This is a genomic window from Thiobacillus sp., from assembly GCF_030696885.1.
Classification (GTDB): domain Bacteria; phylum Pseudomonadota; class Gammaproteobacteria; order Burkholderiales; family Thiobacillaceae; genus Thiobacillus.
Genome location: NZ_JAUYRI010000013.1, coordinates 35,404 through 59,257, shown reverse-complemented (window position 1 = coordinate 59,257; position 23,854 = coordinate 35,404). Strand labels below are relative to the sequence as shown.

18 protein-coding genes and 1 tRNA gene are annotated in these 23,854 nt (G+C 64.1%); 12 read left to right on the top strand and 7 right to left on the bottom strand.

Annotated features, from left to right (window positions below; translation table 11 throughout):
* Positions 1–29: 29 nt before the first annotated feature.
* Entirely contained in the window at positions 30–1,133 is a 1,104-nt protein-coding gene (gene tgt, locus Q8R61_RS06070; RefSeq protein ID WP_305535267.1) for a tRNA guanosine(34) transglycosylase Tgt, read from the bottom strand.
* Positions 1,130–2,155, bottom strand: coding sequence for a tRNA preQ1(34) S-adenosylmethionine ribosyltransferase-isomerase QueA (gene queA / locus Q8R61_RS06065; protein ID WP_305535265.1), 1,026 nt, complete (start codon positions 2,153–2,155; stop codon positions 1,130–1,132). The genes tgt and queA overlap by 4 nt, the downstream gene beginning before the upstream one ends.
* A gap of 95 nt (positions 2,156–2,250) precedes the next feature.
* On the opposite strand from queA, the gene Q8R61_RS06060 reads away from it, so the two are divergent.
* Positions 2,251–2,337: transfer RNA gene (locus Q8R61_RS06060), tRNA-Leu, on the top strand.
* A 36-nt stretch (positions 2,338–2,373) separates the two neighbouring features.
* Here Q8R61_RS06060 and Q8R61_RS06055 read toward each other — a convergent pair.
* From Q8R61_RS06055 to Q8R61_RS06045, 3 genes are all read right to left on the bottom strand, one after another.
* On the bottom strand, positions 2,374–4,176 hold the full coding sequence (locus Q8R61_RS06055; protein ID WP_305535263.1) for a lipopolysaccharide assembly protein LapB: 1,803 nt from the start codon (positions 4,174–4,176) through the stop codon (positions 2,374–2,376).
* Positions 4,173–5,564, bottom strand: a complete 1,392-nt coding sequence (locus Q8R61_RS06050) for a glycosyltransferase family 2 protein (protein WP_305535261.1) — start codon at positions 5,562–5,564, stop codon at positions 4,173–4,175. The genes Q8R61_RS06055 and Q8R61_RS06050 overlap by 4 nt, the downstream gene beginning before the upstream one ends.
* Positions 5,565–5,659: 95 nt before the next feature.
* On the bottom strand, positions 5,660–6,643 hold the full coding sequence (locus Q8R61_RS06045) for an NAD(P)-dependent oxidoreductase (protein WP_305535259.1): 984 nt from the start codon (positions 6,641–6,643) through the stop codon (positions 5,660–5,662).
* Positions 6,644–7,074: 431 nt separating this feature from the next.
* On the opposite strand from Q8R61_RS06045, the gene pgi reads away from it, so the two are divergent.
* The 11 genes from pgi (at position 7,075) to Q8R61_RS05990 (ending at position 22,743) form a co-directional block, all read left to right on the top strand.
* Complete coding sequence (gene pgi / locus Q8R61_RS06040) at positions 7,075–8,772, top strand: glucose-6-phosphate isomerase (protein WP_305535257.1); 1,698 nt, start codon at positions 7,075–7,077, stop codon at positions 8,770–8,772.
* Positions 8,773–8,775: 3 nt separating this feature from the next.
* Entirely contained in the window at positions 8,776–9,801 is a 1,026-nt protein-coding gene (locus Q8R61_RS06035; protein WP_305535255.1) for a glucokinase, read from the top strand.
* Complete coding sequence (glgC, locus tag Q8R61_RS06030; RefSeq protein ID WP_305535253.1) at positions 9,798–11,117, top strand: glucose-1-phosphate adenylyltransferase; 1,320 nt, start codon at positions 9,798–9,800, stop codon at positions 11,115–11,117. Before Q8R61_RS06035 ends, glgC begins: the two co-directional genes overlap by 4 nt.
* Entirely contained in the window at positions 11,107–12,831 is a 1,725-nt protein-coding gene (locus tag Q8R61_RS06025; protein WP_305535251.1) for a glycoside hydrolase family 57 protein, read from the top strand. Before glgC ends, Q8R61_RS06025 begins: the two co-directional genes overlap by 11 nt.
* Positions 12,831–14,198, top strand: coding sequence for a 4-alpha-glucanotransferase (malQ, locus tag Q8R61_RS06020; RefSeq protein WP_305535249.1), 1,368 nt, complete (start codon positions 12,831–12,833; stop codon positions 14,196–14,198). Before Q8R61_RS06025 ends, malQ begins: the two co-directional genes overlap by 1 nt.
* On the top strand, positions 14,195–16,390 hold the full coding sequence (gene glgB, locus Q8R61_RS06015; RefSeq protein ID WP_305535247.1) for a 1,4-alpha-glucan branching protein GlgB: 2,196 nt from the start codon (positions 14,195–14,197) through the stop codon (positions 16,388–16,390). The genes malQ and glgB overlap by 4 nt, the downstream gene beginning before the upstream one ends.
* 118 nt (positions 16,391–16,508) lie before the next feature.
* Positions 16,509–17,981, top strand: coding sequence for a glycogen synthase GlgA (gene glgA, locus Q8R61_RS06010; RefSeq protein WP_305535245.1), 1,473 nt, complete (start codon positions 16,509–16,511; stop codon positions 17,979–17,981).
* Positions 17,982–18,004: 23 nt separating this feature from the next.
* Positions 18,005–20,479, top strand: coding sequence for a glycogen/starch/alpha-glucan phosphorylase (locus tag Q8R61_RS06005; RefSeq protein WP_305535243.1), 2,475 nt, complete (start codon positions 18,005–18,007; stop codon positions 20,477–20,479).
* 319 nt (positions 20,480–20,798) lie between these two features.
* Positions 20,799–21,158, top strand: coding sequence for a universal stress protein (locus tag Q8R61_RS06000; protein WP_305535241.1), 360 nt, complete (start codon positions 20,799–20,801; stop codon positions 21,156–21,158).
* Positions 21,159–21,347: 189 nt separating this feature from the next.
* On the top strand, positions 21,348–22,175 hold the full coding sequence (locus Q8R61_RS05995; RefSeq protein ID WP_305535239.1) for a universal stress protein: 828 nt from the start codon (positions 21,348–21,350) through the stop codon (positions 22,173–22,175).
* Positions 22,176–22,509: 334 nt separating this feature from the next.
* Positions 22,510–22,743, top strand: a complete 234-nt coding sequence (locus tag Q8R61_RS05990) for a hypothetical protein (protein WP_305535237.1) — start codon at positions 22,510–22,512, stop codon at positions 22,741–22,743.
* A 74-nt stretch (positions 22,744–22,817) separates the two neighbouring features.
* On the opposite strand, the gene panD is transcribed toward Q8R61_RS05990, so the two are convergent.
* Both panD and Q8R61_RS05980 read right to left on the bottom strand, forming a co-directional pair.
* Positions 22,818–23,198 carry an aspartate 1-decarboxylase gene (gene panD / locus Q8R61_RS05985; RefSeq protein WP_305535235.1) on the bottom strand — a complete coding sequence of 127 codons (381 nt, stop codon included), beginning with the start codon at positions 23,196–23,198 and terminating at the stop codon, positions 22,818–22,820.
* Positions 23,199–23,270: 72 nt separating this feature from the next.
* A complete protein-coding gene (locus tag Q8R61_RS05980) occupies positions 23,271–23,843 on the bottom strand; it encodes a TVP38/TMEM64 family protein (RefSeq protein ID WP_305535233.1) in 573 nt (190 codons plus the stop codon).
* Positions 23,844–23,854 lie beyond the last annotated feature (11 nt).

Here is a 23,854-nt window from a genome sequence, read left to right as displayed (position 1 = left end):
AAGCTCCACGCAGAAGGGATGGGGTCAGGTCACCATCCCTGCGCCTGCATGGCGTGGAATTCGGCCACAAAATCGGCAAAGCGGTGGGCCTCGATCGCGGCGCGCATGCCGGCCATCAAGCGGTGGTAATAGTGCAGGTTGTGGATCGTCGCCAGCCGCGCGCCCAGGATTTCGTTGGCGCGGATCAGATGGTGCACGTAGGCGCGGGAAAAATGCGTGCAGGTGTGGCAGTCGCAGGCGTTGTCGATCGGGGCGGTGTCGGTTTTCCAGCGTGCGTTGCGGATGCGCATTTCGCCGCGCCGGGTGAAGAGGATCCCGTGGCGCGCGTTGCGCGTCGGCAGTACGCAGTCGAACTGGTCGATGCCTTGGGCCACCGCCGCAACCAGGTCGGACGGCGTGCCGACGCCCATCAAATAGCGCGGCTTGTCGGCCGGCAGTTGTGGCGCGGTGTGGGCGAGGATGCGCTTCATGTCCTCCTTCGGCTCGCCCACGCTCAGTCCGCCGATCGCATAGCCGTCGAACTCCATGCCGATCAGTTCGCGCGCGGATTCGTCGCGCAGATCCTCGAACATGCCGCCCTGCACGATGCCATACAGCGCGTTGGGATTACCGGCATGCGCCGCCTTGGAGCGCTCGGCCCAGCGCAGGCTCATCCGCATCGAATCGGCCGCCTCGCGCTCGGTGGCGGGGTAGGGCGTGCATTCGTCGAAGATCATCACGATGTCGGAATTCAGCGTGCGCTGGATCTGCATCGAGATTTCCGGTGTCAGGAACAGCTTGTCGCCGTTGATTGGTGAAGCGAACTTCACGCCTTCCTCGGTGATCTTGCGCAACTTGCCGAGGCTGAACACCTGGAAGCCGCCCGAGTCGGTGAGGATGGGTTTGTCCCAGCCCATGAAGCGGTGCAGCCCGCCGAATTTTTCGATCACTTCCAGTCCCGGGCGCAGCCACAGGTGGAAGGTGTTGGACAGCACCATCTCGAACCCCGTTTCGACGAGTTCATAGGGCGCCATTGCCTTCACCGTGCCATAGGTGCCGACCGGCATGAACACCGGCGTCTGCACGGTGCCGTGCGCGAGGTGAAGCTGGCCGCGGCGCGCGCCGCCATCGGTGGTAAGGAGGTCGAATTTCATGCGGGAGCAGACTTTTCTAAAAACATCGCGTCACCGTAGCTGAAGAAGCGATAGCGCTCGGCGATGGCGTGGGCGTAGGCCGCGCGGATGGTGTCCGTGCCTGCAAAAGCGGAGACCAGCATCAAGAGCGTGGATTTCGGCAGATGGAAGTTGGTGATCAGCGCGTCGATGACCTTGAACGCATAGCCGGGCGTGATGAAGATGTCGGTTTCGTCCGAGCCGGCGCGCAGGCTGCCATGGCGCGCCGCCGCCTCCAAGGCGCGGAGGCTGGTCGTGCCCACCGCCACGACGCGGCCGCCGCGGGTGCGCGTCTCGGCGATCGCGTCGACCGTCGCCTGCGGAATCGTGTAGCGCTCGCTGTGCATTTTGTGCTCGGCGACGTCGTCCACTCGCACCGGCTGGAAGGTGCCGGCGCCGACGTGCAGCGTGACACGCGCGGTGCGGATGCCTTGCGCGCGCAGCGTGTCGAGCATCGCGTCGTCGAAGTGCAGGCCGGCCGTGGGCGCCGCCACCGCGCCGGGTTCGTTGGCGTACACAGTCTGGTAGCGCGCCTCGTCGGCGGCAGTCGGCACATGGTCGATATAGGGCGGCAGCGGCAGTCGGCCAAGCCGGTCGAGCACGTCGAGCACCGGCTGCGCAAAACGCAGCAGCGTCAGATCGTCCTGTCGCGCCAGCACGTCGAGGACGCAGTCTTCGCCTAGCAGGATGCGCGACCCCGGCTTCGGCGCATGGCTCGCGCGGATGAAGGCCAGCGCCTCGAATTCGCCGGTCACCCGCTCCACCAGAAGCTCCACCTTGCCGCCGGAATCCTTGGCGCCGAACAGCCGCGCCTTGATCACGCGCGTGTCGTTCATGACCAGCAGGTCATCCGGCCGCAGCAGGGTGGGCAGATCGGCAAAGCGGCGGTCGTGCAGCGCACCCGCAGCGTCGACGTGCAGCAGCCGGCTGCCGCCGCGCTCGGCGGTGGGAAACTGGGCAATCAGTTCGGGAGGCAGTTCGAAGTCGAAGTCAGCGACGCGCATGGGGCGCGATTATAGCTTCCGCCTTGCGGCAGGCTGGCCGATTCGGCGATAATGCGCGGCTTCTGTCGCCGCACGCGTTCGTGTGCGGCCCCTTTGCCGGGATGGCGGAATCGGTAGACGCAGCGGATTCAAAATCCGCCGCTGGTAACAGTGTGGGGGTTCGAGTCCCCCTCCCGGCACCATATATTCAGATGGATTCAACCCCGACCCCGCCCGGGTCAGAACCGGCGCGTCAGGTTCAATTCGAACAGGTGCGAGCGGTAGGCACCGGTATAGCCGCCACCGTAGTCGGAATACGCCGCTTTCACGTTGAGATACCAGTCGCGGTAGATCCCGAAGAAGCCCTCGGCCGAAATGTCGCCGCCAGTACGGTAGCCGCCCATGGTGTTGTCCTTGTAGGGGCCGATACCGAACGCCACGCTGATGCCGTCGTCGTCGCTGAGCTTCCAGTAGGTAAAGGCGGTCAGCGCATAGCGCTGGTAACGCGACGGCGCGTAGTAGCCATTGCCGGGGTCGCGGTCGTAGCCGAACCAGACACCGCTGATGCCGAGGTCCAGATTGAAACGCTGGCTGCGCACGAACGCGCGGCGCGGACCGAGCTGGGCTTCCCAGCGGTCGTTGCCGTCGGAGAAGGTGTCGTAGGCGAGGCGGGCGGCGACAGTATGGCGCAGGTCGGGGGTCCAGTTCGCGTCGAGGGTGTTGGCGCGCCGCTCGATGCCGAGCGCGGCGGCGCGCGGCGACACCGTGTGCAGGTCCTGCCGGCGCGACACGCGCAGGGCGAGTTCGTCCGCGGGCTGCAGGTCCGCCCCGACCTGGTAGATGAAATTGCCGTCGCCTTCGGTGCGGCCGTGGCCGACCTGGCCGTCGATCGACAGCATGGGCGACAGCCGGTGCTGAACGCCCAGCCAGGCCCGGTTATAGCCGAGTGTGGTGCCGCCGCCCGGTTTTTCGAAGCCGCTGCCGGCGTCGGCGTGCAGCCACTGCCGGTCGCCGCCGCCGAACAGGCGCGTGTCCGGATTGATCACGTATTCCCCGCGCGCGCCGAAGCGGCGCAGGCTGACGTCGTCGGAGCCGGCGCTGTAGGCTGCGCCGACGGTCGCGCTGGAACGCAGCGGGGTGCGGATGAAGCGGCCGAGGTCGGCGGTTTCGGCGCTGGTCGGGCGCAGGCGAGCGACGTGGGCCAGGCTGGCGAGCGCCTCGTGCGGACGGTGTGCATGGTGCAGCGCGACGGTGCGGGTGTAGGCGAGTTCGTAATCGTCGGGGTGCGTGGGCGCCAGCGCGTCGACCTCGGCCAGCGCCCGGGTCGGGCGTTGTGCCCAGGCCAGCACGCGCGCTTGTTGTTTGCGCAGGGCCGGACTGTCGCCGAAGCGCTGGGCCTGGATTTCGAGCATTTCCAGCGCGCGCGCATAGTCACCGAGTTCGGTGACGACGACGATGGTTTCCATGCGTGCTGCGGCGTCATCGGGATGCTGCGTCAGATAGGCCTGATAGGCGCGCTCCGATTCGCACAGCTCGCCGCGCCAGTGGTGGACGCGCGCGGTGCCCAGCTGCGCCGGGGCGTCGTCGGGCGCGAGCGCGAGTAGTCGCTGATAGCTGTCCTGCGCAGCGGCATGGTCGCCCTGCCAGGCGGCGATTTCGGCACGGGCGCGCAGATACGCGGCATTGCCGGGTTCGAGCGCGACGGCGCGGTTGATCACTGCGAGCGCCGGCGCCGGCTGCTGGGCGACGGCATGCGCCTGCGACAGCTTGGCGTGCAGCCGGGCATCGTCCGGCGCGTATTTTACCGCCTCGGCGAGCGCGGTCGCCGCACCGGTCGGGTCCTTGAGCTGGCTGGCGCGAATGTCGGCAATGCGTTCCCACAGGTGGGCCTGTGCCGGGTTGGCCTGCAGCGCCTGCGCGTAGACCGCGACCGCATCCGCCCATTGCCCCGCTGTTTCGGCACGCAGGCCGGCATCGGGTACGGACTGCGCCAGCGCCAGGTTCGAGCACAAGGCCCATGCGAGTATCCAATGCCGTTTCATTTGCGCCACCGCCGATTCCGGAAGATCCACAGGTCGGCAGCAAAGCGACCGACGGTGATGAGGTCGAACAGCAGCACGGCGTAGCGCAATGGCGTCACCAGCAGCCCCTTGAAGAAATATTCCAGCCGCTGACCTTTCGCCAGCGTCACCAGGATGGCGGTGGAGACCGCCGTCTCGGCGAGCAGCGTGATCGCCAGCGGTTCCCACATCTGCAGGATGATCATGATCAGCAGCGCAGTCGGAAACGCCACTTTTTCCAGTGCCGACATGAATAACACCCAGCCGATCGGACGGCCGTACTTGATCGTGTAGTCGATACCCCAAGGCTGGCGATACTGCTCAAGATGCACGCGCTTGTCGGCCAGCCCCGCCGCCAGTTCGGCCTGTTCTTCCTGCTTATTGCGGCGGCGCTTCAAGGACTTGAAGGGGCTGCGCATCAATTCGTCGAAGTAGTAGCAGCTTTGCAGGAAGGACGAGGACCACAGGTAGATCTGACCCGGCACGCGGCCGACTTCCGGCTCCTGCGAACGCGCGGTGACGTCGGTGAGCTGGATGTTGCGGTAGCCGTTGTCGTTCATCGCAAAGCCGATGAAGATGTCTTCCGAGTTGGTGAGGTCGTCGCCCAGAATCGGCTCGTAGCGGTCGAACACGATGGTCTTCAGCACGTCGCGCCGATACGCCACCGCGCAGCCCACCGGGTTGAGGATGCTGCCGAAAAAAGCCATCTGCCCCTGGTAGACGAATCGCTGCAGGAAGAAATAGAGCGCCTCGCGGTACAGGTTGGTGATGCCGCGCTGCAGGTGATGGAAGACGCCTTCGCGCGGGTAGATGGTGGCCTCGGGGTGCGACTTCAGAAAGGTCTGCAGGGCGTCGCTTTCGAGCATCGCACGGCGGTCGCGGTCGCGCAGCGGCAGCACGGTGCCGCAGGCGCTGGCGATGCCGGCGCCCTTGTAGAGCTCCTCGACCACGCGGTCGATGTAGTTCTCGGACTCCAGAACGGTGTCGCCGTCGAGGATGAATTCGACGTCGGAATCGAACTCGCGCGATTGCCGTTTCAGCGTCGGCGTCTTGCCGATGGAGTGCGCGCGGCGGATCGAGATCAGGTCCATGCCGTTCAGCGCGCAGAAGGTCTGGGCATATTCGACGGTGCGGTCCTGGCTGCCATCGTCGATCAGGATGATGCGCGTCGGCTTGCGGGTCTGGCGCGCCAGCGCCGCCAGGCACAGCGGAATGTTGCTTTCTTCGTTGAAGGCCGGGATCACCACGTCGACGGTGGCGTCGCGCCAGTCGTCGGCCGGCGTCGGAACGGTTTTATCGGGTCCGTGGATCAGGCCGATGATGCTCAGCACCGTATTGGGGCTGAGGATGAAATAAGGCGTAGTGGCCATGTGGGTATTCTAGACCGAAGTTGCGTGGGAGAGCCGGGGCGCCGTTCGCGGCGGGTGTGCCGCAACGACGCCGCGCCCGGTTTGCTGCAATGTGCTCAGGCTGCGCGCCGGTTTTTTACGCGTTCGCGTTCGATCAGATCGTCCAGCGTGTCACGCAGTCCCCATTCCGGCATGAAGCCGGTCAGCGCGCGCAGCTTGTTGAGCACCGGGCGGCGGTGCGTGACGTCGTCGAATTCCTCGCCGTAGGCATCCTTGTAGGAGATGAAGTGCAGCGGCGAGGTGCTGTGGGTTCGCTGCACGATCAGCTCGGCGAGGTCGCGGATCGAAATTTCCTGGTCGTTGCCGACGTTCACCACTTCGCCCCAGGCCGCCGGGCAGGCGGCGAGCATGTCCAGCGCCACCACGGTGTCGCGCACGTCGCAGAACGAACGCGTCTGCCGGCCTTCGCCATACACGGTGAGCGGATCGTTCTGCACTGCCTGCCTGACGAAGCTCGGCACTACCATGCCGTAATGCCCGACCTGGTTCGGGCCGATGGTATTGAACAGGCGCACCACCACGATATTCAGCTTGTATTTGCGCGCATAGGAAAAGGCGAGGAACTCGTCTGCCAGCTTGGTCACCGCATAAGCCCAGCGCAGGCGTCCGGCGGACGGCAGCACGATATGGTCGGTCTCGGCGAAGCTGTCTTTCTCGTTGAAGCCGTAGACCTCCGAGGTCGAGGCGATGATCACCTGCGGATTCCAGCCGCCACTCTGGATCGCGCGCAGGATGCGTTCGGTGCCGCTCATGTTGGTCGCCATTACCGCCACCGGGTCTTCCAGCACTTTTTTCACGCCGACGACCGCGGCCATATGGTAGATGCGGTCGGCCCAGGCAACGGCCTGGTCGAGGGCGTCCCACTCGAGGATGTCGGCCTCGGCAAATCGGAAACCGGGGTGGCCGCGGAAAGCGTCCAGGTTGTTGAGCGAACCGGTGCTGAGGTTGTCCACCACATATACCTGGTCGCCCTGCGCCAGATGACGCTCTGCCAGATGCGAACCGATGAACCCTGCGCCGCCCGTGATCAAGACATGCATATCGTGCTCCCTACGATTTTTCGCCAGCTGATGCCGAGCCCTGAACAGGCCGGCCACAAGGGCAAATTCAAGTCCCAATGAAAACAAGGGCATGTCTTGTTTTATTGCGGGACAAAACCGACGTGTTTCGTCCTGGCAGGGGGAGCTGCAATTACCGTACCAACGACAATGTTATGATGGCCCGACCATCAAAGGCACTGTTTAGGTGCACAGCGGTCTCGATTTCGGCGCCGGCCGTGAAGTGAGGCGCGATATTGGGGCGTCATATGGGTTTGTCATGAACCCATCACCATTTTTTTCTATTGTTAATCAAGGGACGACGCCACCGCCCGTCAATGGCACAGCCATTGCTTGTCGCAGCATGGGTTGCTTCGAAAGCCGCGCCGGCCTTGATTGCGCGGCGTTTTTCGGAGCGTCAGGAGAAATACCGCATGGCCACATCAGTACTCGCGCAAGACAAATACAGTGACACACCGGGGCAGCTGCATCGCCCGGTCTGCCGGCACTTGAAGGCACACCAGGCCGCGATGGCGAGCGTGCACATGCGTGAGCTGTTCGCCTCAGATCCGCAGCGCTTCGAACGCTATTCGCTGCAGGTGGGCGATCTGCTGCTGGATTATTCGAAGAACCGCATCACCGACGAAACCATGCGCCTGCTGGTCCGCCTGGCCGAGGAGGCCGATGTCACCGGCTGGCGCGAGCGCATGTTCGGTGGCGAGAAGATCAACAACACCGAAAACCGCGCGGTGCTCCACGTGGCGCTGCGCAACCGCAGCAATACGCCGGTCGTCGTCGACGGCGAGGACGTGATGCCGAAAGTGAACGCGGTGATCGAGCGCATGGGCGCGTTCGCCGAGAAGGTGCGCAGCGGCGACTGGCGCGGCTACACCGGCGCGCGCATCACCGATGTGGTGAACATCGGCATCGGCGGCTCCGACCTCGGCCCGCAGATGGTGGTCCAGGCGCTGAAGCCCTACCGCCATCCCGACCTCAAGCTGCATTTCATTTCCAATATCGACGGCGCCCATGTGAAGGAAGCGCTGGAGGCACTGAATCCGGAAACGACGCTGTTCATCGTGGCGTCCAAGACCTTCACCACCCAGGAAACCATGACCAATGCGCACTACGCGCGCACCTGGTTCCTGGCACAGGCGCAGGATGAAAAATCGATCGCGCAGCATTTCGCGGCGGTGTCGACCAACCGCGAAGCGGTCACCGCATTCGGCATCGATCCGGCCAACATGTTCGAATTCTGGGACTGGGTCGGCGGCCGCTATTCGCTGTGGTCGGCGATTGGCCTGTCGATCGTGCTGGCGGTGGGCGCCGAGCGCTTTGCCGAACTGCTGGAAGGCGCGCAGGCGATGGACGATCATTTCCGCCAGGCGCCGCTCGACCGCAACATGCCAGTGATCCTCGCGCTGCTGGGCGTCTGGTACAACAACTTCTTCGGCGCCGAGTCGCACGCCATCCTGCCCTACGACCACTACCTGCGCAGCCTGCCCGCCTACCTGGAACAGGCCGACATGGAATCGAACGGCAAGTCGGTGGACCGCGACGGCAACGCGGTCGACTATGCCACCGGCGCCATCGTCTGGGGCGCCACCGGCATCAACGGCCAGCATGCCTTCTACCAGTTGCTGCACCAGGGCACCAAGATGATCCCGGCCGATTTCATCGTCTCGGTCGAGCCGCACACCGAGCTGCAGGAACACCATGACATCCTCGTCGCCAATTTCCTGGCGCAGACCGAGGCGCTGATGCGCGGGCGCACCCGTGAGGAGACGCAGGCCGAAATGGGCTCGCTTGAAGGGGGTGCAACGCAAACCGGCCAGTTCGTGTCGCACAAGGTGTTCGAGGGCAACCACCCGAGCAATGCGATCCTGCTGCAGAAGCTCACCCCACACGCACTCGGCATGCTGGTCGCGTTGTACGAGCACAAGATCTTCGTCCAGGGCGTGATCTGGAACCTGAATTCCTACGACCAGTGGGGCGTCGAGCTCGGCAAGCAGCTGGCCAGCAAAATCCTGACCGAACTGCACGCCGATGCGCCGGCCGGCGGCCACGATGCCTCGACCAATGCCCTGATCAATTATTATCGACGCACCAATCATCGTGTGACGGGCGCTTAAGACATGAGGGAGTGGATTGCAGGCGACATCGGGGGAACGCGCAGCAGGCTGGCCTGGGTGACGGACGCAGCCGACGCCAGCCGCCTGCGCTTCGAGCGCGAATACACCAGCGCGGCGTTTGCAACGGCGGACGACCTGTTGCGCCAGTTCTTCGCCGATGCGCAGCTGCCGAGCCGGCCGGACGGGCTGATGCTGGCTTTGCCAGGCCCGCTGAACGCGCAGCAGGTCAGGCTCACCAACCTCGACTGGACGCTCGACGCCGCCGCCATGCAGGCCGCGCTCGGGGTGCCCAGCGTGCGCTTCATCAACGATTTCCAGGCCGCTGCTGCCGGCGTCGCCACGCTGGGCGCGGCGGATGTCGTCGCGCTCAACCCGCAGCCGGTCGAGGCAGGCGGCATGCGGGTGATCACCGGCGCCGGCACCGGCCTCGGCCTCGCCTTCCTGGTCAGCGATGCCGACGGGCGCGCGCGCTGCTATCCCAGCGAGGGCGGCCACCTCGATTTCGCGCCGGACAATGCGATACAGGACCGCCTGTTGCAGCGGCTACGCGCCACCTATGGCCATGTGTCGTGGGAGCGCGTGGCGTCGGGCTCGGCGATGAACGACCTCTACCGCTTCTGCTGCATCGAGCTGGGCGCCACCTTGCCCGAAGTGCCGGTCGACGGCGCGGTGCTGGTCGCGCGCGATGCGGCAGGGGATCCCGCCGCCGCGGCCGCGCTCGATCTGTTCATCGACCTCTACGGCGCCTGGGTCGGCAATGTGGCGATGCTGGCCAAGCCGGTCGGCGGGCTGTATGTTGCCGGCGGCGTCGCCGGCCATCTGCGCGCTCGCCTGCTTTCGCCGCGTTTCATGGCATCGGCCGCCGACAAGGGTCGCATGCGCAGCCTGGTCGAACGCACGCCGATCTTCCTGGTTACCAATGACCGGCTGGGGGTGCAGGGCGCGATTGCGACCGCACACGCCTTCGCCCGTGACACAATTCCAACGACAATACATCTTCAACCAGCAGCACAACGGAGTGGGACATGACGATTTCTAAAGACGAGCAGGCGCGGCTGTATCGTTATTACACCGAGCCGAAAATGGTGACCGAGCTGACCCGCAAGACGCTGGCATTGGTGCTGGCCGGGGGCGAGGGCTCACGACTGAAGGACCTGACCGCGTGGCGCGCCAAGCCGGGCGTGCCGATCGGCGGCAAGTACCGCATCATTGATTTTCCGCTGTCCAACTGCGTCAACTCCGGCATCCGCCGCATCGGCGTGCTCACCCAGTACAAGTCGCATTCGCTGATCCGCCATCTGCAGCGGGCCTGGGGTTTCATGCGCGCCGAGATCGGCGAGTTTGTGGAAATCCTGCCGGCGCAGCAGCGCACCCACAAGAAGGAGTGGTACCAGGGCACCGCCGATGCGCTGTTCCAGAACATCGACATCATGCAGCGCCATCATCCCGAGTACGTACTGGTGCTGGGCGGCGATCACGTCTACACCATGGATTACTCCGAAATGCTGCTGTATCACGTGCAGACCGGCGCCGACTTCACGGTCGGCAGCATCGAGATGCCGGTGGAAGACGCCAGCTCGTTTGGCGTCATGTCGGTGGACGACGACATGCGGATCACTCATTTTTCAGAGAAGCCGAAGCATCCCGACAGCATCCCCGGTAAGCCCGGCACCGCGCTGGTCTCGATGGGCATCTACATTTTTTCCAAGGACTTCCTGTACAAGACGCTGATCGACGACGCCAGCGACACCAAGTCCTCGCACGACTTCGGCAAGGACATCATTCCGGCCCAGATCGCCGAGGCGCGCGCGATGGCTTTTCCCTTCCGCGACAAGGATGGCCTGCCGGCCTACTGGCGCGATGTCGGTACCCTGCATTCCTACTGGCAGACCAACATGGAACTATGCTCGGTCGAGCCCGAACTCAACCTGTACAACCGCGAATGGCCGATCTGGACCTACCAGCCACAGTATCCGCCCGCCAAGTTCGTGTTCGACGACGAAGGCCGGCGCGGCGAGGCGATCGACTCGCTGATTGCCGGCGGCTGCATCCTGTCGGGTGCGCGGGTCAAGCGCTCGGTGCTGTTCTTCGCCACCACGGCCGAAAGCTACAGCCTCATCAAGGACAGCGTGATCTTGCCCAAGGTCGCCATCGGCAAAAACTGCCGCATCACCCGCGCGATCATCGATAAGGGCACGGTGATCCCGGACGGCACCGTCATCGGCGAGGACCACGTCGAAGACGCCAAGCGCTTCCACGTGACCAAGGAAGGCATCGTGCTGGTGACGCCAGCCATGCTGGGCCAGAACCTCTACGCCAGATGGCAGGACGAATATGACGGCTAAATCACTCAACGTCGTGCTGTGCTGGCACATGCACCAGCCGTATTACCGCGAAGGCCTCAAGGGCGCCTACCACCTGCCCTGGGTCTATCTGCACGGCATCAAGGACTACAGCGACATGGCGGCGCACCTGGAACGGCATCCCGCGATGCGTGCCGTGGTCAATTTCGCGCCGGTGTTGCTGGAGCAGCTGGACGACTACGGGCGGCAGCTCGACACCTTGCTGAAGCAGGGCAAGCCGACCCAGGACCACATGCTGAACCTGTTGTCCGGCGCCGAGCGCATTCCGTCGGATGTTGCCAGCCGCATGCGCATCGTGCAGGACTGCCAGCGTTGTCACGCGCCGCGCATGATCCATCCGTATCCGGCTTTCCATCGCCTGTTGCGGATGATCGGCGCCACCGACAGTGCCGGGGTCGGCAGCACCGGCCTGCAATGGCACATGGGCTATCTGTCCGAGCAGTTCTTCCTCGACCTGATGACCTGGTACCACCTGGCGTGGCTGGGCCATTCGCTGCGGGACCTGCCGTTGGTGCAGCGGCTGATGGCGCAGGAACGGGGCTTCACCGCGGCCGACCGCCACGAACTGCTGCATCTGATCCAGCATTGCCTGGCCGGACTGATTCCGCGCTACCGCGCGCTCGCCGACCGCGGCCAGGTCGAGCTGTCGATGACGCCTTACGGACACCCCATCGTGCCCCTGCTGAACGACTTCGACAACCTGCGCGACGCGCTGCCCGACGTGCCGGTTCCGGAGGCGCCCGGCTATCCGGGTGGTGCCGAGCGTTCGCGCTGGCATCTACAGCACGGCGCCGAGGTGTTCGAGCACTATTTCGGCAGAAAACCCGTCGGCGTGTGGCTGTCCGAGGGTGGCGTCAGCGAGGATGCGCTGGCCCAGCTTGACGACTTCGGCTTTGCCTGGACCGCAACGGGTGAAGGCGTGTGGCGCAACAGCGGCATCAAGTCGGGCGCCCCCGAGGCCGACCTCGACCACAAGCGCTCGCTGTTTTCGCCGACGCGCATCGACGGCTACAAGTCGCGGGTGTTTTTCCGCGACGACGGCCTGTCGGACCTGATCGGCTTCAAGTACAGCGACTGGCACGCCGACGACGCGGTGGCCGATTTCGTCCAGCATCTGGAAAACATCGCCACCTTTTTCGGCAAGGACGCCGGCCACCATGTGGTCTCGGTCATCCTCGACGGCGAAAACGCCTGGGAGTACTACCCCGACAACGGCCATTACTTTCTGGATGCGCTCTACACTGTGCTGTCCGAGCATCCCACGCTGACGGTCAGCACCTTCGCCGAGCAGGCCGGGCGCGCGCCGGCCAAGGCGATGAAGCGGCTGGCGGCCGGCAGCTGGGTCTACGGTAGCTTCTCGACCTGGATCGGTTCGGAAGACAAGAACCGCGGCTGGGATTACCTGGTGGCCGCCAAGGAGGCCTTCGACGGCGTCGTCGCCGCCGGCAAGATCAATGCCGACCAGCTTGCGCTCGCTACCCGCCAGCTCGCCGTGTGCGAAGGTTCCGACTGGTTCTGGTGGTTCGGCGACTACAACCCGGCGGGCAGCGTCAGCGACTTCGAGCAGCTCTACCGCACCCAGCTGCGCGAACTGTATCGCCTGCTCGGCATCGCGCCGCCGGCCATGCTCGACGTGCCGCTGTCGAGCGGCGGCGGCTGGGTGGAAAACGCCGGCACCATGCGCAGGAATGCCTGATGAATTTCGACACCCACCGCGCCGGCATGCTGTTGCACCCGACCTCGCTGCCGTCCGGCACGCTGGCCGACGCCGAGCGCTGGCTGGATTTTCTGCGCGACGCCGGTTTCAGCGTCTGGCAGATGCTGCCGCTCGGGCTGCCGCTGGTGGGTTTGTCGCCGTATCAGTGTGCCTCGGCCTTCGCAGTCAATCCCGCGCTGTTTTCACTGGAAGATAAAAGCAGCCCGCGCGTCGACATGCGCCGCTTTGTCGGCTGGCGCAACCGGCAGCGCCACTGGCTCGACGACTACGCGCGTTTCATCATCATCAAGGCGGCGCATGGCGGTGCGTCCTGGCCCGACTGGCCGGTGCCCTTGCGCGATCGCGACCCGCAGGCGCTCGCCGCATTCGACGCCGCCCATGCGGTCGCGTTGAAGATCGTGATGGTCGACCAGTACCGTGCCGCGATGCACTGGCAGAAAATACGCGCGGCCGCGGCAGTACGTGGCATTGAGCTGTTTGGCGACATGCCGATTTTCGTTGCCCACGACAGCGCCGACGTGTGGGCGCAACGCCATCTGTTCCTGCTCGATGCCGAAGGCCATCCCACCGTGGTGGCCGGGGTGCCGCCGGATTATTTTTCCGCGACCGGCCAGCGCTGGGGCAATCCGCATTACAACTGGCCGGCCATGCTGGCCGACGGCTTTGCCTGGTGGCGGGCGCGGCTGGCCGCGCACTTCGAATGGTTCGACCTGGTGCGCATCGATCACTTTCGCGGCCTGGTCGCGGCCTGGGAGATTCCCGCGCAGGAACCCACCGCGATCCACGGCACGTGGATCCCTGCACCGGGTGCGGCGCTGCTGCAGGCCATCGTCGACGAAATGGGCGAACTGCCGCTGGTGGCCGAGGACCTCGGCATCATCACGCCCGACGTCACCGCGCTGCGCCACCAGTTTGGCCTGCCCGGCATGTCGGTGCTGCAATTCGCGTTCGATGCGCACGCCGACAATCCGCACAAGCCCGAGAATGTCCAGCCCGATACCGTCTACTACACGGGCACCCACGACAACGACACCACCGCAGGCTGGTGGAGTTCGCTGCCTGACGAGGTGCGCCACCAGGTGATGGAGCAGATGGGTGTTGAGGATCCCGCCGCGCTGCCGGGCGCGATGATCGACACTGTGCTGCACAGCCGCGCTGCGCTGGCCATGCTGCCGCTGCAGGATGTGCTTCACCTCGGCAGCGCGGCGCGCATGAACACGCCCGGCACCAGCAGCGGCAACTGGAGCTGGCGCTTCGAATGGGATGCGCTGAGCCCTGAGCTGGCCCCCCGTTTGCTACAACAATTACAGAAAGCCCATCGATGCGAGACGCCGCACACCCCATGAAATCCCCCAGGCCGGCCACACTGCCCGCGATCAGTCCGCCGATCCAGCGCGTGCAGCACGGCACCCACCACGATCCGTTCGAGGTGCTGGGGGTGCACGCCCAGCCTGACGGCAGCACGCTGATCCGTGCTTTCCTGCCCGCCGCCGAAGCGGTCGAGGTGGCCGGCGGCCCCATGATGCGGGTGTCCGGCACCGACTGCTTTGAGCGTCTGCTGCCGGCCGGCAGCGCGGTCGAACCCCATCCGGTGCTGCGCTGGCAGGACAAGGGCGCAGGCCACTGGCATACCACGCAATGCCCCTACAGCTTTGCCCCGCAGCTGGGCGAAACGGATTTGTACCTGCTCGGAGAAGGGCGCCATTTCCAGGCCTGGAAAGTACTCGGCGCGCGCCTCAAGACCATCGACGGCGTCGACGGCTGCCTGTTCGCGGTGTGGGCGCCCGCCGTGCAGCGGGTCAGCGTGATCGGCGACTTCAACGCCTGGGATGGGCGTCGTCACCCGATGCGCTGTCGCGGCAGCTCGGGCATCTGGGAGCTGTTCATCCCCGGCCTTGTGGCTGGCCAAGCCTACAAATACGAGATCCTCGGCAGCCACGGGCAGTTGGTGAAAAAGACCGATCCCTACGCGCGGCAGATGTTTCCGCGTCCCGAAACCACCAGCTGCGTGCCCGCCGAAACGGCGTATGCCTGGGCGGATGGCGACTGGATTGCTGCGCGCGCGCAGTTCGACTGGCAACATCGCCCGGTCAGCATCTATGAAATGCACCCCGGTTCGTGGCGGCGACATGCCGACGGCAGCTTCTACAGCTGGGACGAACTCGCGGCCGAGCTGATTCCCTATGTGCAGGACCTCGGCTACACCCATATCGAACTGATGCCGGTGGCCGAGCATCCGCTCGATGCCTCGTGGGGCTACCAGGTGTCGGGCTATTACGCGCCGACTGCGCGCTTCGGCTCGCCGGACGATTTTCGCGCCTTTGTCGACGCCTGCCACCAGGCCGGCATCGGCGTGCTGCTCGACTGGGTGCCGGCGCACTTTCCGAAAGACGAATTCGCGCTGGCGCGCTTCACCGGCGAGCCGGTGTACGAGCACGCCGACCCGCGCCGTGGCGAGCACCAGGAGTGGGGCACGCTGGTGTTCGACTTCGGCCGCAACGAGGTGCGCAATTTCCTCGTCGCCAACGCGCTGTACTGGCTGGAGGAATTCCACATCGACGGCCTGCGCGTCGACGCGGTGGCGTCGATGCTCTACCTCGACTACTCGCGCAATCCGGGGGAGTGGCTGCCGAATCAATACGGCGGGCGCGAAAACATCGAGGCGGTGCAGTTCCTGCGCGAGATGAACATCGAAGTGCACGGCCGCTTCCCCGGCGTGCTCACCATCGCCGAGGAATCGACTGCATGGCCGGCGGTGTCGCGCCCGGTCGAACTCGGCGGGCTGGGCTTTTCGATGAAATGGAACATGGGCTGGATGAACGACAGCCTCGACTACATCGAAAAGGAGCCGGTCTATCGCAAGTACCAGCACAACCAGCTGACCTTCAGCCAGATGTATGCGTGGACCGAAAATTTCGTGCTGCCGCTGTCGCACGACGAAGTGGTGCACATGAAGAAAAGCCTGCTCGACAAGATGCCGGGTGACACCTGGCAGCGCTTTGCCAACCTGCGCCTGTTCTATGCCTGGCAGTACGCGCACCCGGGCAAGAAGCTGCTGTTCATGGGCAGCGAATTCGGCCAGTGGAACGAATGGAAGGAAGCCGGCGAGCTGGACTGGGCGCTGCTCAAGTTTCCCGCGCACGACAGCATTCGCGCCGTGCTGCGCGACCTCAACCGGCTGTACCGGGACGAGCCGGCCCTGCACACCTTCGACTTCGATCCGCGCGGCTTCCGCTGGATCGACTGCCACGATGCCGACCAGTCGGTGCTGAGCTTCGTGCGCCAGGGCGGCGAGGGGACGGCACCGCTGGTGGCGCTGTTCAACTTCACCCCGGTGCCGCGTACGGCCTACCGCATCGGCGTGCCGTCGGGCGCGGCGTGGTGCGAAGTGCTCAACACCGATTCGACGTATTACGGCGGCAGCAACCTCGGCAACGGCCGCCCGCTGCAACCGCAGAACCTGCCCTGGATGGGTTACGACCATTCCGTGGAGGTGACGCTGCCGCCGCTGGGCGCCATTTTTCTGAAACCATGCTAGGAGGGGATAGGAACTAGGATCCAGGAGATAGGGGATGTGCGGCCAATGGCCGCGTCAATGAAAAAGCGCGAAGCACAACCCCTAGCCCCTAGTCCCTAGATCCTAGCCCCTAAAAATAATGAAACGCGGAGCAAAAAAAATACTGTTCGTGGCCAGCGAGGCCTACCCGCTGGTGAAGACCGGCGGGCTGGGCGATGTGGCCTACAGCCTGCCACACGCGCTGCACGACCGCGGCGCCGACATTCGCCTGGTGCTGCCCGGCTATCGCGCGCTGCTGCGCCAGTTGGAGCAGGTGCGCATTATCGGCTGGCTCGACGTGCGCGGCGCCGAAGGCATCGTCAGCGCGCGCATCCTGGAAACGCGCCATCCTGATTTTGCGTTCCCGCTGTGGATCGTCGACTGCCCGCCGCTGTTCGACCGCGCCGGCAATCCCTACGTCAACGCCAGTGGGCTGGACTGGCCGGACAATGCCGAGCGCTTCACCGTGTTTGCGCGGGTGGCAGCCTTGCTGGCGCAGGATGCGCTGGACATCGGCTGGCAGCCCCACGTGGTGCACACGCACGACTGGCAGACCGGCCTGGTCGCCGCGTTTCTGGCCGACCAGCCGCTGCGGCCGAAGACCGTGTTCACCATCCATAACCTGGCGTACGGCGGGCACTTTTCACACACCGATTTCGTCCGGCTGCAATTGCCGGGTCCGTGGTGGACCCCGGAAGGCGTGGAATTCCACGGCGGCTTTTCCATGCTGAAGGCGGGCATCGTCTACGCCGACGCGGTCACCACGGTGAGCCCCACCTATGCCGCCGAAATCTGCACCCCCGAATTCGGCTATGGTCTCGACGGCCTGTTGCTTTCGCTGCAGCACAAGCTGCACGGCATCCTCAATGGCATCGACACCCGGCTGTGGAATCCGTCCACCGACCCGCACCTGCCCGCGCATTATTCGATGAGCCGCATCCTGCCTGGCAAGCGCCGCAACAAGCAGGCCCTGCTCGAACGGTTCCTGCCACAGGTTGACGATGCGTCGATGCAGGCGCCGCTCTTGGGCCTGATCGGGCGGTTGGTCGAGCAGAAAGGCATCGACTGGGTGCTGGCGGCGATCCCCACGCTGCTGGCCGAAACCGATGCGCGCTTCGTGCTGCTGGGCAGCGGCCAGACGCTCTACGAGCAGAAGCTGATGCGCCTGGCACGCCAGTATCCGAATCGGGTGTTCGTCGAAATCGGCTATGACGAACCGCTGGCGCATCTGATCGAGGCGGGCGCCGACATGTTCATGATGCCTTCGCGTTTCGAGCCGTGCGGACTCAACCAGATGTACAGCCTGCGTTACGGCACGCCGCCCATCGTCTACAAGACCGGCGGGCTGGCCGACACCGTGATCGATGCCAACACGGACACGCTGGAAGACTCCAGCGCCAACGGCTTCGTGTTCGACCGCCCGGACGTGGCCGACTTCGTGGGCGCGATCCGCCGCGCGATCGACCTCTACCACCAGCCGACGCAATGGCGGCGGCTGCAGCAAACCGGCATGCGTCAATCCTTCGAGTGGTCGGACAGCGCCGACCACTACCTTGCCCTCTATACACAATGACCATGCATCCAGCGGGAGCCCCCATGCCAGACGAAAAACCAGCTGTCACCAGTGCCGTTGCCTTGAAGCCGTTGCCGAACACCAGCGCGGCCTTCACCCAGGATTTCGAGCGCTATCAGTTCTACCACATGGGGCGCTTTCAGGGCTGCCCACCGGTCTACACCTACCACGCCGTGGCCTGGACGCTGCGCGACCGGCTGATGTCGGACTGGATGAACACCTATGCCGAGCGCGACCAGCCGGGCAAGCGCCGCGCGTATTACCTTTCGCTGGAGTTTCTGATTGGGCGCGCGCTGTCCAACCATGTGCTGAACCTGGGCGTGGACGACCCCACGCGCGAAGCCCTGCAGAGCTTCGGACAGACGCTGGAAGCGGTGGCCGAGGAAGAAGCCGACGCCGGGCTCGGCAATGGCGGCCTCGGTCGCCTGGCGGCCTGCTTCATGGACAGCTGCGCCACGCTCAACCTCCCCGTGATGGGCTATGGACTCCATTACGAGTACGGCATGTTCCGCCAGCAGATCGAAGACGGTTACCAGGTCGAGGAAGCCGACCACTGGCTGCGCGATGGCAACCCGTGGGAGATCGAACGCTCCGAATTCACCTGCCGCGTTCCCTTTGGCGGGCATACCGAGCATTTTCACGACAAGGCAGGCATCCATCGGGCGCGCTGGGCCGACACCAGCGATGTGCTGGCGATCCCGTTCGACATGCCGATCTCGGGCTACCGCAACAACGCCGTCAACACGCTGCGATTGTGGAAGGCCGCCGCCACCGACGAATTCGACCTCACTGAATTCAACGCCGGAAGCTACACCGAAGCCGTGCAGGCAAAGAACCACGCCGAGCACATTTCCATGGTGCTGTACCCCAACGACACCAGCGAAAACGGCAAGGAGCTGCGACTGCGCCAGCAGTACTTCCTGGCGTCGGCCAGCCTGCAGGATGCGATGCGCCAGTGGCGCGCGGCGGGGAACACCGACCTGCGCAAGTTCGCCGAACACAATGTCTTCCAGATGAACGACACGCATCCCACCATTGCGGTGGCCGAGCTGATGCGCCTGCTGCTCGACGACGAACGCATGCAGTGGGACGAGGCCTGGTCCATCACCACACAGTGCATGGCCTATACCAACCACACCCTGCTGCCCGAGGCGCTGGAGCGCTGGCCGGTCTCGCTGTTCGAACGCCTGCTGCCACGCCCGCTGGAGATCATCTACGAAATCAACGCCCGCTTCCTGCGCCAGGTGTCGATCAAATGGCCGGGCGACAATGAGCGCCGGCGCCGCATGTCCATCATCGAAGAAGGCCATGTGCGTCAGGTGCGGATGGCCTGGCTTGCGATCGTCGGCAGCTTCTCGGTCAACGGCGTCGCCGCGCTGCATTCGCGCCTGCTGAAGGAAGGCCTGTTCCGCGACTTCGTCGAGCTGTGGCCGGGGAAATTCAACAACAAGACCAACGGCGTCACCCCGCGCCGCTGGGTGGCCCACGCCAACCCCGGCATGAGCGCGCTGATCAGCCGACAGATTGGCGAAGGCTGGGTCGCCGACCTCGCGCAGCTGGAACAGTTGAAGCCGCTGGCCGATTCCAGGAACGTCGCCTTCCACGCCGACTGGCGCGCAGTCAAGCGCGCCAACAAGCAACGCCTCGCCGATCTGGTCAAGGCCGAATGCGGTGTCGACTTCAACCCCGACGCGCTGTTCGACGTACAGGTCAAACGCATCCACGAATACAAGCGGCAGCTGCTCAATGTGCTGCATGTTGTCCATCTTTACAACCGCATCAACCGCGGCAAGCTGCATGGCTGGACCGACCGCTGCGTGCTGATCGGCGGCAAGGCCGCGCCGGGCTACGTCATCGCCAAGCGCATCATCAAGTTGGTCAACAGCGTGGCCGACGTGGTCAACGCCGACCCCGACGTCAACGGCCGCCTGAAGGTCGCCTTCCTGCCCAACTACCGGGTGAGCAGCATGGAAATCATCGCGCCGGCGACCGATCTGTCCGAGCAGATCTCGACCGCCGGCAAGGAGGCGTCCGGTACCGGCAACATGAAATTCATGATGAACGGCGCGATCACCATCGGCACCTACGATGGTGCCAACATCGAAATCCTGGAAGCCGTGGGCGAGGACAACTTCTTCCTGTTCGGCCTGCGCGCCGAAGAGGTCGAGGCGCTGCGCCCGCAGTACCAGCCGATGTCCTACGTGGAGAACGATTCCGATCTGCGCGAGGTCATCGAGCTTCTGCGCTCGGGCCACTTCAATCAATGCGAGCCGGGCATCTTCGATATGATTCTCGATGCGCTGCTGAGTCCGCACGACCCGTGGATGGTGCTGGCGGATTTCCGCAGCTATGTCGACGCGCAGGAGCAGGTGTCGCAGGCCTGGCAGGACGAACCCCGCTGGACGCGGATGAGCATCCTCAACACCGCGTCCAGCGGCTTCTTCTCCACCGACCGCACCATGCGGGAATACAACGCGGAGATCTGGAAGCTGAAGTAAGCGGAAAATTACGGCGCCTGCCCACACGCGAGTTGCGCGGTGGGCAGGGAGGGCCGTCGTTCACGCCAGCGCGATTGACGAATCAGAAAGCTCTAGATTAGAGTCGGCCCCACACTACGGCACGCGCAACGCACGCGTGTCGACCCTGCGGAAGAACACAACAATTCAAAGCAACACGCGAAGGGGGAGGGGGCCATGTCGAATGGAATGTGTTAGTGCGCGCAAGGCGCACGTGAGAACAATCACCTTGTAACACCCCTGGAAAAGAGCGATTAATGGAGTCTGACCCCATTAGTCTGACCCCATTTATCACCGGCGTGTGCTGGCCCCCATCGATCTATCGGCGCACAGTTCGGCGCTGGCGGAAACCGCCCGCCGCGTTGCGCCCAAGGCGCATCTCACTCTGGCGCATGCTTTCGAAGTGCCGTTCGAGGGCAAGCTGCAGTTCGCTGGTGTTTCTGAGGACGACATCCTTCACTATAGCCAGGAGGAACGCCAAACCGCATTGGTCACGCTGCGTACCTGGGCGGAGATGCAAGACCGCCCCAACATCCGGTTGGAACACGGCAGGCCGGAAGCCGTCATCCCCATCTTGCTGCGGGAAACTGTGACGGATCTGGTGGTGGGCAAACATGAAAAATCGGAAACAATCGATCTGTTGCTCGGCAGCATGACCTAGCACTTGCTGCGGGAGTCAGCCTGCGATGTGCTGGTTACGCCGCCCGGCATGATGCCGAAGCCATGATTCTGGAAAACCCAGTTGAACCACAGCGCGCACAAAAAAGGCAGGCTACGTAACTATTCGGTTTTATCCCTGTCTCTATAGTGGACAATTCAGGACCTTTTCGGAAGGAGCGTTATGCAAAACTTGACCCGCATCGTCGTCGCCACTGACTTCTCCGTGCCCGCCAATGCTGCCATCACCCGCGCAGCCCTGCTCGCCCGACAACATGGCGCAGAACTGCACCTGCTGCATGTGTTGTCCCCCTTGGCGCTGTATCCCGGTCAGGCTGTCGAGCCTGCCGCCAACGGCGATGCCAGACTCGCTTCCGCCCGCAATCTGCTCATCGCCACAGCCGAACGCGTGCTTGAGCGTTACGACGTCCATGTCCACATTGTGCAGCGTGTCGGCCGGGCGCATACCCGCATCAGAGAATATGCAAACGAAGTCGCCGCTGACTTGGTGGTGGCGGGCGTGCGTGGCGAGGATTCTTTGCTGAGCCTGATGTTAGGCTCCACCGCCTGGCGCCTGTTACGTGTGTGCGAGCGTCCGGTGCTCGTCGTGCGCCCTGTGCCCCTCGGGCCCTATCGCCAGGTAATTGCGGCGGTCGATTTCTTCCTGCATACCCAAGCAGTCTGCACCTGGGCCAAACGGATGGCCGGTGACGAACCGGTGCATCTGCTGCACGTGCTGGCGCCGCAGGATCAGGACGAACAGGCGAATGAGAGCATGCGCACCATTGCCGGGAATTTGATGGCCAATTTGCAATCAGACCTGCCTTACGCAACAGAAGGCCAGATTGGGGTCGGTTATCCGCTCGTTATGATTTTGCAGCACGCCGCCCACTGCAACGCGGATTTGATTGTGCTGGGTCGGCATGGTCAGGGCGGGCTGGAAGCGTACTTGCTGGGCAGCGTGAGCAAGGACGTGGCACAGGCTGCGAATTGCGACGTGTTGCTGGTGGACGCTGACTGACGCATCCAGTAGTCCCATAAGCGTCAAGGCAGCACAAATTAAGTTGAGCGAGGGGCAATAAGGGACACTCATTAGCCGGCCGTAGTCAAGCGCGAACACCTTTCCCGCCCGCCTGTTGAAGGCGGGTTTTTCTTTCCTTGTTTGCTGCCTTGCTGTTTTAGGCCGAACCCGTTTCCTCGATGCTGGCTACGACCGAGGAGCGTGTCCGATATTTTGTGTGTAAACAGGCCTTTGGCAGGAGTCTTCTCCTGAAAAGCAGCCCCGCTTCTCCGGCAGCATCTCGTCCCACAGGCTATAAAGACCAAACATCCTTCCTGTTATCAAGGAGACCGTGATGAGCTCGAATCTGAATGAAGTGATGCTGCACCTGGAAGAAACGCTGGATGAGGAGACGCTGCACACGCTTGAAGACGGTGTGCGTCAGGACGCGGGAGTGGTGTCGGTGGGGCACAATCCGGACAACGCGCACATGATCATGGTGGTGTACGACTCGGAAACGACGCGAGCGGCAAGCCTGCTCCACACGTTTCAGGAGCGCGGCCTGCATGCGCAGGTCGTGGGCTTGTAAAAGCCCCGGTTCCTTTCCAGGCGCGCATGAAAAGGCCGGGTTTCCCCGGCCTTTTTGCTTCAGTCGACGCCGCTTTAGGCTGCCTGCACCGGTATGGCGTGGCGCGTGTCCATGATGCGGTTGTCCGCGTCCACATAGACCAGCTCCGGCTCATAGCGCGCCAGTTCGATCTCGTTGTACACCGCGTAGGTGGCGATGATGACGAGGTCGCCCGGGTTCGCCTTGTGCGCGGCGGCGCCGTTCACCGAAATGATGCCGGAGTCGCGCGCGGCACGAATGGCGTACGTGGTGAAACGCTCGCCATTGGTGACGTTGTAGATCTGGATCTGCTCGTACTCATGGATGTTGGCCGCGTCCAGCAGGGTTTCGTCGATGGCGCACGAGCCTTCGTAATGCAGCTCGGAATGCGTGACGGTCGCCCGGTGCAGCTTGGACTTGAGCATCGTTCTTTGCATGACGGTGCCCTCGCAAAAAATGGACGGCCATTATACCAAAACGCGCCCCTGATCCAGAAGGGCCGGGTCGGCCTAACTGTGGAGGCGCAGCTGGACGTCGAGGTAGTCGAAGAGCAGGCAGTAGGCCGCGATCGGCAGGGGCAGGCCGAGCAGCGTGCCAATGAGGTAGTCGCGATAGCGGACGCCGGACAGGGCGAGGGTGTAATTGAGCGCCGGAACGGTCTGGAACAGCATTCTCAGCAGCACGATGCTGCGGATCGGATGCGTGTCGAGCTGGTTCAGTAGCCGCGTTGCGAGTGGGCCCTTGAGCGTGCGCAGCGCATCGCCGCCGACGAAACGGATGGAAAAATAGGTGACGGTGCACGAGACGATGGCCGCGACATAGGTGGCCAGCCCGCCCCAGGTCTTGCCCAGCGCGAACACCGCCGCAGCCAGGAAAATCCACCCCGGTATCTGGACCAGGTTGCCCAGGGTGAAGATCAGGATGAAAACGGCCAGCCCGGTGACGGGGTTCTCGACCAGGATCTGGTGCAGGTAGGCCAGATTGAACTGACTCCGCAGGCCGGACAGCTCAAAGACCGCCAGCAGCAGGAGGAGAAACAGGAGAACCGCGAGAAGCCGCTTGTAGGGGCGCACGCTATTCATGGGTGGGGTGC

What these genes read in the sequence shown, in the direction of transcription:
- tgt (WP_305535267.1), bottom strand. Translation starts at nt 1,133, where the DNA reads ATGAAATTCGACCTCCTTACCACCGATGGCGGCGCGCGCCGCGGCCAG.
- queA (WP_305535265.1), bottom strand. Translation starts at nt 2,155, where the DNA reads ATGCGCGTCGCTGACTTCGACTTCGAACTGCCTCCCGAACTGATTGCC.
- Q8R61_RS06055 (WP_305535263.1), bottom strand. Translation starts at nt 4,176, where the DNA reads ATGAAACGGCATTGGATACTCGCATGGGCCTTGTGCTCGAACCTGGCG.
- Q8R61_RS06050 (WP_305535261.1), bottom strand. Translation starts at nt 5,564, where the DNA reads ATGGCCACTACGCCTTATTTCATCCTCAGCCCCAATACGGTGCTGAGC.
- Q8R61_RS06045 (WP_305535259.1), bottom strand. Translation starts at nt 6,643, where the DNA reads ATGCATGTCTTGATCACGGGCGGCGCAGGGTTCATCGGTTCGCATCTG.
- pgi (WP_305535257.1), top strand. Translation starts at nt 7,075, where the DNA reads ATGGCCACATCAGTACTCGCGCAAGACAAATACAGTGACACACCGGGG.
- Q8R61_RS06035 (WP_305535255.1), top strand. Translation starts at nt 8,776, where the DNA reads ATGAGGGAGTGGATTGCAGGCGACATCGGGGGAACGCGCAGCAGGCTG.
- glgC (WP_305535253.1), top strand. Translation starts at nt 9,798, where the DNA reads ATGACGATTTCTAAAGACGAGCAGGCGCGGCTGTATCGTTATTACACC.
- Q8R61_RS06025 (WP_305535251.1), top strand. Translation starts at nt 11,107, where the DNA reads ATGACGGCTAAATCACTCAACGTCGTGCTGTGCTGGCACATGCACCAG.
- malQ (WP_305535249.1), top strand. Translation starts at nt 12,831, where the DNA reads ATGAATTTCGACACCCACCGCGCCGGCATGCTGTTGCACCCGACCTCG.
- glgB (WP_305535247.1), top strand. Translation starts at nt 14,195, where the DNA reads ATGAAATCCCCCAGGCCGGCCACACTGCCCGCGATCAGTCCGCCGATC.
- glgA (WP_305535245.1), top strand. Translation starts at nt 16,509, where the DNA reads ATGAAACGCGGAGCAAAAAAAATACTGTTCGTGGCCAGCGAGGCCTAC.
- Q8R61_RS06005 (WP_305535243.1), top strand. Translation starts at nt 18,005, where the DNA reads ATGCCAGACGAAAAACCAGCTGTCACCAGTGCCGTTGCCTTGAAGCCG.
- Q8R61_RS05990 (WP_305535237.1), top strand. Translation starts at nt 22,510, where the DNA reads ATGAGCTCGAATCTGAATGAAGTGATGCTGCACCTGGAAGAAACGCTG.
- panD (WP_305535235.1), bottom strand. Translation starts at nt 23,198, where the DNA reads ATGCAAAGAACGATGCTCAAGTCCAAGCTGCACCGGGCGACCGTCACG.
- Q8R61_RS05980 (WP_305535233.1), bottom strand. Translation starts at nt 23,843, where the DNA reads ATGAATAGCGTGCGCCCCTACAAGCGGCTTCTCGCGGTTCTCCTGTTT.